Source organism: Leucobacter salsicius M1-8 (assembly GCF_000350525.1).
In the GTDB taxonomy this organism is placed as follows: domain Bacteria; phylum Actinomycetota; class Actinomycetes; order Actinomycetales; family Microbacteriaceae; genus Leucobacter; species Leucobacter salsicius.
On the sequence record NZ_AOCN01000005.1, the window covers coordinates 1 to 1238 of the forward strand.

A 1238-nucleotide genomic window follows, 5' to 3' on the forward strand; every position below is an offset into this window, starting at 1 on the left:
GTGAATAAGTTCGTCCATCTTCTCACGCGGCGTGTAGAAACCGAGAGTCTTACGCGGCCGATTATTGAGCTGGACCACGACTGCCTGAATCTCTGCATCACTGACCGTATTGAAATCAGTTCCCTTGGGATAGTAATCACGAATGAGACCATTGAGGTTTTCGTTTGACCCCCGCTGCCACGGGGAATGCGGATCACAAAAGAACACCGGACAGCCCGTCGCTACAGTGAACTCGCGATGCCTAGACATCTCTTGACCTTGATCCCAGGTCAGTGTTTGCCGGAGCCGTGCCGGTAACTGCTCGATTTGTTGGCGGAGCACATCGATCACAGTCTTCGAGACCCGCGTGCCGGGCAGACGACCGATTAAGGCGAATCTCGTTGTCCGTTCCACAAGAGTCACAAGCCCTGAGTTCCCAGGCCCAACTACCAAGTCCCCTTCCCAATGCCCAGGCACAGCACGATCAGAGACAATGGCAGGACGGTCAGATATCCGTGCTCCCTCGAGCCAGGGACGTTCCCCACGCGCAGGTAACCGCGACGCAGTTATTCTTCGATTTCGACCCGACCGTAGGGCTTTCACCACTGTCAACTCATGCCGAAGCGCGCCCTTGCCCTGCACATAGAGTGCTTGGTAGATCGTCTCGTGAGATATATGCCGATCTGGTCTGTCAGGAAACTGCATACGCAATCTTCCCGCAACTTGCTGCGGGGAGTATTTCTCATTGAGTGCCGCAATAACAAGACCGCGGAGATCACCATGGTCAAGCTTGCCAGCACGACCTTTGCGTCTGGCTTGCATCGTACGATGATGGGCGACCCCTGAGTGATACTTGAACTCACGGGTAGGGCCGTATCCGCGCCCCGTCTCGACCAGGTGCCGTCGTATTTCCCGAGACACCGTCGACACAGCGACAGCCAAATGTACTGCAATCGCACGTAAAGACCATGCGGGCGAGCTATTGATCGCCATCTCGATGAAGGTCCTGTCGTCACGTGTGAGTCGTCGATACGCCCGAGAAGGCTGAGTTCTTTGGCTATCAGAGTTTTTCACTGGTTCGATACCGCCCCGAGCGCCCATTCGAATGATCATGCCTGCAAGCCTGGCCCACTCGACGACCGCACCGGTATTCACGTTGAAGTGTTTCGCTGTTGTTTGTGCTGACGAGCCTGAGAGCAGCATTGAATACGCGATGCGGCGTTGATCCCATGAAACTGCCATAACGACCTCCTAGAGAA

At 55.3% G+C, this 1238-nt stretch carries 1 protein-coding gene; it reads right to left on the reverse strand.

Going from position 1 to position 1238, the window contains the following annotated elements:
- Positions 1 to 1221, reverse strand: a 1221-nt coding sequence (locus C795_RS17895) for an IS30 family transposase (protein WP_198008406.1), incomplete at its 3' end; no start/stop codon positions are given.
- Positions 1222 to 1238 lie beyond the last annotated feature (17 nt).